The sequence below is a fragment of the Streptomyces sp. MnatMP-M17 genome, from assembly GCF_900091995.1.
GTDB lineage: Bacteria > Actinomycetota > Actinomycetes > Streptomycetales > Streptomycetaceae > Streptomyces.
In genome coordinates this window covers 1-6,395 of record NZ_FMDK01000835.1, presented here as the reverse complement: position 1 = coordinate 6,395, position 6,395 = coordinate 1, and the positions used below count along the sequence as shown (strand labels likewise).

Here is a 6,395-nt window from a genome sequence, read left to right as displayed (position 1 = left end):
CGCGGCGAGGTGCCGTAGCTGTCGTCGCGCGCCCGCCATGGATTACGGGACAGCCCTTAGTTCCAGCCGGACAGACCCGCGCCGTAGGGATAGAGCGGGTTTCCATAGGCCGTCGGTACCGGCTGGCCGGCGTCGATCTTCGCCCGGATGTCCGCGCGTTCGGCGTCCGTGGCGCCGAGATCGTAGGGAAGATCCCACTTCTCGTTCGCGTCCGCCTGCACATCACCGCCGCCCGGCTTCAGGATCTGGTCAAGGCTTCTGGGCAGCTGCCAGGGAAGTCTGCCCTTGGGCGTGTAGTCGCCGAAGAGGAGGGAGGCCGTGGCAGGTCCCACCTCCTCACCGCCTCGGTAGGTGACCACGATCGCGTCCGCCAGCCCGTTCCACTCACTGATCACGATCGGCCGCGGCAGTGTCAGCACCACGACCACCGGAATCCCCTGGTCCTTGAAGCTCCGGATCAGTGCGAGCTGGTCGGCGGGCAGATACGGCTGGGTGTTCGGCCATGCGGTGGCATGGGTGTAGGAGGGCTCGCCCACGGCGACCACCGCGAGTTTGGGTGACGGTCCGGTGTCCTGGTAGACGTTGACACCGGCGGTGGAGGCCCTGGCTCTGATGGCTTCCAGTGTGGTCAGCGAACCGTAGTTGGGATGGAAGTAGCTGGACCAGATGCAGCACGCGGCTCCGTCGGTCGCGCGGGCGCCCGCGACCACGATGTTGTCACCGCGGTTGAGCCTGACCGGGAGCACACCGTTGTTCTTGAGCAGCGTGTTGGACTCGCGCGAGGCCTGGTTGGCCAGCGCGGCATAGCTGGGCTGGTGGAAACGGTACGGGCCGTTCACCGGGTCGCCGTAGGGACGTTCGAAGACACCGAGCTGGAACTTGAGCCGGAGGATCCGCGTCACCGCGTCGTTGATCCGCGCGAGCGGCACCCGGGCCTGGAAGTCCGCCATGGTGAACCCGGTCGCGCCCGGATCGGCTCCGCCCATCACATCGGAACCGGCGTTGGCCGCGTTCACCCAGGCGCCGGAGGGCAGCCAGTCCGTGGTGATGAGTCCGGTGTAGCCGAGGTTCTGCCGCAGATACGCGAGGATCTTGGCGCTGTCGCCCGCGCCGGGACCACCCGGGTCGAGATAGGAACTGCCCGCGTACCCAGGCATGATGTTGACGGCACCGGCCTCCATCGCCGCCCGGAACGGGATCATGTGGTACTTGATGGTCACTCCGTCGTAGACGATGCCCGCCTCACCGCCCGCGCCTTCTCCGGGCCAGTGTTTGACGGTCGCGAGGACGGAGGCGGGATTGAGCTCCGGTCCTCCCTGGAGACCGGCCACCAGGGCCCGGAGCTGGGCGGCCACGGCGTCGGCGTTCTCGCCGCCGCCCTCCTGGATACGGGGATAGAGCACCTTGGTGCCGACCTCCGCGAGCGGTGAGAGCGTGCCGCGTGTGCCGACCTCCAGCTGCTCCTTGCGCTGCATGTCGGCGAGTTGGTATTCGAGGCCGTGGTTCCTGGCCGCGGCCAGCGTGCTTTGCAGCGGATAGGTGGTCTGGTAGCCGGCGGTGGTGTCACCGGCGGAGACCGGCGGGATGCCCAGTCTGGTGGCCGCCGTGGAGAGCAGGATGTCCTGGAGATCGGCCGGCTGGGCCGGTCCGAAGTGCCAGCCGGACCTCGGGTACGACTGGACGTTGTAGAACATCTGGAAGGCCTTCTCCTCAAGCGTCATTCTGCCGAGGAGATCGGCGACCCGGGTGTCGACCGGCTGGCGCCAGTCCTCGTACGGCTCGATGGCCCCGTTCTTGTTCAGGTCGCGGGCGCCGTTGATGACACCGACACCGTCGTTGACTGTCTCGATCTCGGGCAGATAGACGCTGAAGGCACGGATGTTGGAGGTGGTCCTCGTACCGGAGCCGCTCACCGCGACGACGAACCACTTGTAGGTCCACCGGTCGGTGATGTCCCAACTCGGCGTGTAGGTGGTGCCGGTGGGCTCGGCGACCTTGGTGTAGAGATCGAGCAGATTGCCCGAGGCGGTGAAGTCGTAGTCGGTACGCGTGACATTGAGCCAGAGCTCGTAGCGGACGGCGCCCTGGACGGGTGCCCAGGAGAACGCGGGCCTGCGGGTGTTGGTGATCAAGGCGCGGTCGGCGGGCGCGGACAGCGCGAACTGGTTCAGTGTCGCGGGCGCCTTGGTGGGTCCTGAGAGCAGAGGCGCGGTGGCGGAGGAGCCGTCGACGGATCCGAAGACCTGGAACTCCCAGAGCGAGAAGCCGTAACCGGTGGCCCGGGCCGTCCCGTACATCCGTACGTAGCGGGCCTTGCCGGTGACGGCGAGCTTCTCGACACCGCCCTGGCCTGTGGTGGTCGTGTAGAGCGTGGACCAGGTGGAGCCGTTGTCGGACACGTCGATGTGGTAGCCCGTGGCGTACGCGGACTCCCAGTTGAGCTCGATGCCGCTGATCGTGGCCGGGCCGCCGAGATCCACCTGGAGCCACTGGTTGTCGGCGAACTGGCTCGACCAGCGGGTGTCCGTACGGCCGTCCAGCGCCGCCGCGGGCGCGTTGGCGCCCTCCCATGTCGAGGCGGACACCTGCTTGTAGGCGGAGATGGGCGTTCCGGAGGGACCGCCGCCGGTGCCACCGGCCGAACCGTAGACCTGGAACTCCCAGAGGGAGTAGCCGTAACCGGTGGCCCGGGCCGTCCCGTACATCCGCACATAGCGGCCGGAGCCGCTGACGGTGAGCGTCTGGCTGCCACCGGGACCGGTCGTCGTGGAGTAGACATCGGTCCAGTTCTGGGCGTCGCCCGACACCTGGATCTTGAACGATGTGGCGTACGCCGTCTCCCAGTTGAGGACGACGGAGCTGATGGACGCGGTGGCGCCGAGGTCGATCTGAAGCCACTGCGGATCGGCGGCGGCGCTGGACCAGCGGGTTCCGGCGTCGCCGTCGACGGCGGCTGAGGCGGGCGTGCCGGCGTTCTCGGTCGAGGAGGTCGTGACGGCCTTGCCCTGCGACAGCAAGGTGTCGGCGGCCTCCGCGCTGCCGGTCGAGGTCCCGACGGCACCGCCCGTCGCGAGGCTCAGCGCGACGGCCAGAGCGACCAAAGGTCTCCGGCGCCGGGCGTTTCCGTTTCCGCGTACGCGTAGTACGCGTACGAAGGACAGGAGGCTCATATACATCTCCACGGGTGTGGTACCTGTCCACCACAACGCCGTGGCACGGTCAGCGACGGCACGCGAAGGGTGGCTGTCGGTGGCTCCGGACTCATCGCTCCGGGGCTGGGAATACCGCCGGAGAGCGCTCTCCCGAGAGGGTGCGCCAATGACCGACCACTGTCAACCCTTGCCCTGCGAAAGGCCCTGGAAAAGCGACCGGCCCCGGTGCCCATTTGGGCACCGGGGCCGTCCGTCACACCCGGGAAGCGATACCTGGCCTGCCTCGCGGCAGCCGGGACTACTTCGAAGGCTTCCTGAACTGGTCGATCATCGCGGCGTAGCTGAGACCGTTCTGGCCCGCGGCCACGGCGCGGTCGGTGAGCGCCTTGACGAACTCGGGCAGTTCGGCGCTGATGCCCGTGGCCTCGCTCTCGTGGATCAGGTGGATCATCGTCGCCAGGTGGGTGTCGATGGTGGCGTCGTGGGCGGTGTAGTCGCCCGCGTCGATCTGGCCGGCGTAGGCGGTGACGAAGTTGGTCACGGCGCCGATCCAGTTGTTCGCGAAGGGCGCGAAGGTGGACGCCTTCACATTCGCGGCGCCCAGGAGGGCGGCGCCGTGCAGGAAGCTGTTCAGGACGCCCCACATGATGCCGAGAAGCGCCACGTCGTACAGCGAGGCCAGCCCGTGGTCGTCGCCCAGGTGCGTCGTACCGACCGGGCTGAGCGCCTTCAGGGCGGACTCGTTGGCGTCGTACGCATCCTTGGAACCGGCGTACAGCAGGACGGCGTGCTCGGTGCCGATGACCGGAGGAATGGCCATGATCGCACCGTCGAGGTACGCGGCTCCGAGCTTGGCCGCCCACTCGGCCGTCTCACGGGCGCCCTCGGAGTGGCCGGAGGTGAGGTTGACCAGCGTCTTGCCGGACAGTTCGGCGCCCAGCGGGTCCAGCAGGGTGTGCACGACGTCGTAGTCCGTCACACACAGCACCACCAGGCCACTGGCCTTGACCGCGTCGCCGGCCGAAGAGGCGAGCACCGCTCCCTCGGAGACCAGGTCGGAGGCCTTCTCGGCCGACCGGTTCCACACGGTCGTGGGGTGGCCCGCCTTGAGGAAGGCCCCGGCCAGCGCCTGGCCCATGAGGCCCAGGCCGATGACCGTGACGGGGGTGCGATTCTCAACCGCCATCAGATAATTCCATTCTCGCAGGGAGAACAAACGCCGCGCATTTGTGCCGCGCCGATCTCGATTACACATGCTTGCACAACGGGCCTCGACCGAGGCGCACCTGAGCACACCCGGAACGCGGGCCCTTCGAAGAGGTTGGCCCAGCACTTCACCAACGGCAAGTACCTACTTTCTGGTTAGCGCTAACCAATTGGTAAGTGACCGGTCCGGTCCGCACCGGAGTTGACGGTCGTACCGTAGGGTTTCGGCCTGCCGCGACCGAGGAACTGTTCGTCAGGCGCCCATGGCTCTCCGTCCGGACCGGTCAATTACCGGCAAGTTGACGAGCGATGACCGGAGAGTGGGGTTCCGCGAAGCCGTGTAAACGGCTTGTTTCCACCTTGCCCGGGTGGCGCTTCGGGTGATGAGTAGCCCATTACCGGCGCGTGAGTGAAGACCGAATTCAGTCAAGTACGGTCTGCGGCAGGCGAGCCGATCCTTCGCCAGGACCGACAGAAGGCAGAACAGTGCAGAACAGCAAATCAAGCTCCGGTTCCGCGGGACGAATATCCCGACGCTCGATTCTCCGGGCCGGCGCGGGCATCACCGCGGCCACCGCTGTGGCCGCCACGGCACCCGAGGTCTTCGCGCCCGCCCAGGCGTCCGCCGCCGAACCCGCTGTCTACGACGTCATCGTCGTCGGCGCCGGATACGCCGGTGTCACCGCCGCGCGTGAACTCAGGCTCAAGGGCTACCAGGTCCTGATCCTCGAAGCGCGGAACCGCATCGGAGGACGGACCTGGACGGACACCTTCGCCGGGAAGCAGATCGAACTGGGCGGTACCTGGGTCGAGTTGACCCAGCCTCATGTCGGTGCCGAGCTCAAGAGGTACGGAATCGGTCTCGTCCCGGACGCGGCTCCGGAACGCACCTTCTTCCCCACGCCGTCGGGGCCGGCCGAGTTCACTCCCGACGAGGGCTTCACCCGGATGGGCGCGACATACGAGAGGATCTTCGAAGGCTCCAACCAGTACTTCGAGCGCCCCTTCGAGCCGTTGTACCGGGCGGACCTCCTCAAGGACCTCGACAAGCTCTCGCTGCGCGCCCGCCTCAACCAGATGGGCCTCACGCCCGAGCAGGAGCTTCTGGTCAACGGGCAGACCGCGGTGTACTCGGGTGGTTCCAGCGCGACCGGTGCGCTGACCATGCTGGCCCAGTGGTGGGCCCTTTCCGGCTGGAACAACGACGGCTGGAACGAGACGATGAAGTACCGCATGTCGACGGGCACCGTGGGACTGCTCAACGCCATGCTGAACGAGGCGCAGCCCACCGTGCGTCTCAGCTCCCCGGTCGCCCAGATCGCCCTGAGCGGCTCGACCTACCATGTGACCACACAGGCCGGAGTGACGTCGTCCGCGAAGGGCGTCGTCCTCGCCGTCCCCGTCAACGTGTGGCAGAGCATCAAGTTCACTCCGTCGTTGCCGGCAGCGCAGACCACCGCCGCGGCGCAGGGCATAGGTGTGAAGACGGGCACCAAACTCTGGATCCACGCGCGCAGTCCGCAGGGCAGGTTCTACGCCCAGGGCGCGGAGGGCGGTTCGCCGATCACCATGATGATCCCGGACAAGGTCACGTCCAGCGGCCTGCTCTACTCGGCCTTCAGCACCGACCCGGCCTTCGATCCCACGAACACGGCGCAGGTCACCGCCGCCGTCAGCCAGTTGGGGGCGAACATCGAGGTCCTCGGTGTCAAGGGCCAGCGCTGGGGCAGCGACGCGTACTCCCGCGGCGGCTGGGCCTTCCGGAAGCCCGGTCAGCTGACCGGGCTGTATCCCAACGTGCAGCAGCCCGGCAGCCGGCTCGCCTTCGCCAGTGGCGACATCGCCAACGGCTGGAGCGGATACATCGACGGAGCCATCGAGTCGGGTCTGCGTGCTGCCCAGCAGATCGCAGCGCTCATCTGAACCTGGTGAGACGGCTCCGATGAGCGCGTGTCCCACCGGCCCGCGGATTCTCCGTATCCGGTGAGACACGGCCCCTGCCCCGGGCCCGGCCGGACACCGACGACGGTGTCCGGC

3 protein-coding genes are annotated in these 6,395 nt (G+C 67.6%); 1 reads left to right on the top strand and 2 read right to left on the bottom strand.

Features of this window, described 5'->3' with window-relative positions:
• Positions 1-56 precede the first annotated feature (56 nt).
• Both GA0115259_RS31560 and GA0115259_RS31555 read right to left on the bottom strand, forming a co-directional pair.
• Positions 57-3,170, bottom strand: a complete 3,114-nt coding sequence (locus GA0115259_RS31560) for a discoidin domain-containing protein (RefSeq protein WP_093603316.1) — start codon at positions 3,168-3,170, stop codon at positions 57-59.
• 280 nt (positions 3,171-3,450) lie between these two features.
• On the bottom strand, positions 3,451-4,338 hold the full coding sequence (locus GA0115259_RS31555; protein WP_093603314.1) for an NAD(P)-dependent oxidoreductase: 888 nt from the start codon (positions 4,336-4,338) through the stop codon (positions 3,451-3,453).
• A gap of 599 nt (positions 4,339-4,937) precedes the next feature.
• Here GA0115259_RS31555 and GA0115259_RS31550 point away from each other — a divergent pair.
• On the top strand, positions 4,938-6,281 hold the full coding sequence (locus tag GA0115259_RS31550) for a flavin monoamine oxidase family protein (protein ID WP_256098228.1): 1,344 nt from the start codon (positions 4,938-4,940) through the stop codon (positions 6,279-6,281).
• Positions 6,282-6,395 lie beyond the last annotated feature (114 nt).